1 protein-coding gene is annotated in these 947 nt (G+C 42.7%); it reads right to left on the bottom strand.

Annotated features, from left to right (window positions below; translation table 11 throughout):
- Window positions 1-110 precede the first annotated feature (110 nt).
- The gene (locus B4K20_RS11130; RefSeq protein ID WP_289282932.1) at window positions 111-632 is read right to left on the bottom strand and encodes a hypothetical protein; all 522 of its coding nucleotides are present in this window, start codon (window positions 630-632) and stop codon (window positions 111-113) included.
- Window positions 633-947: the final 315 nt, after the last annotated feature.

Genomic DNA, 947 nt, shown 5'->3' with positions numbered 1-947 from the left:
TGGGGATAGCTCAGACTCTGACCCTATTGATTTGCAAGTCTTTATCTTTAATATTGAGCGTGTCCTGATAGCCCACAAAGTCACCTCTTTGATACATTTAACAGTCTTTTTTAGGCATTGGGTGCGTCAAGCTCTGTAGCGAACCATTTTGACGCTGCCACCATGAGTGCAAACGTCGAAATCAGAAAATCCAACCTAACGTCGCCAGATCCGAAGGTAATTCTTTCACCGGGCCGCGCGATTGGTAGTTCTATATATCGTTTAGCAAGCGGTGTAAAAGATTCATCAATTTCTTTTATGCTGTCAACCTGTCGAGCAAGCTGGGCAACTATGTCGTCCGTGAGCGATTTGACTTTATGCGCCAACTTGTTTCGGATTCCATTGACTTCATGCATTGCTCTGACAAAGGGAATAGGCATTCCAAACGCTGCTGCAAATGCCAGTTTCTGCCCAGTGTTAGGCGGCATTTTTACATATGGCTTAAGGTCTGGTGTTATCTGACGGGAGAGATAGAATTCAAGTAGCTGGTCGATCGCAAGGTGCATGCGAAGAACCGTGCCAATTTCATCCTCGGTTTCAGCAGCACGAATTATCCGCTCGGTGTCGAACCAGTCTGCGATCACTTCCGTCATCTCTGCTCCTTTGTCTAACAGTGCCTTTTATAAGGCCACTGGTCTCATAATAAATATTAAACAGGTGGCCTTATAATTCATTTTAAAAAAACATAACATTTTGATTATTAATGAATATTGATTTACTGATTTTGAATTATGAGGCCATATTTTTGAACTAACAGTGAAAAATAGTGCCTGAAATCACTTATTTTGGGAAGGGGATTTTATAAAGTAGTTTAATGATTTTATTCAGGTAGTCGCAGGAAACTGGCTGCCGACTGATGGTTGTTAAGATGAGGGACCACGCCCAAGCAGGGGGCATCAATTCGGCTT

Source organism: Methylophaga sp. UBA5088 (genome assembly GCF_002414625.1).
Lineage (GTDB): Bacteria > Pseudomonadota > Gammaproteobacteria > Nitrosococcales > Methylophagaceae > Methylophaga > Methylophaga marina.
The sequence above is the reverse complement of the archived record's forward strand: the minus strand, read 5'-3'. Positions and strand labels throughout refer to the sequence as shown.

Coding starts and splice junctions, on each gene's coding strand:
- B4K20_RS11130 (WP_289282932.1), bottom strand. CDS start 632: ATGACGGAAGTGATCGCAGACTGGTTCGACACCGAGCGGATAATTCGT.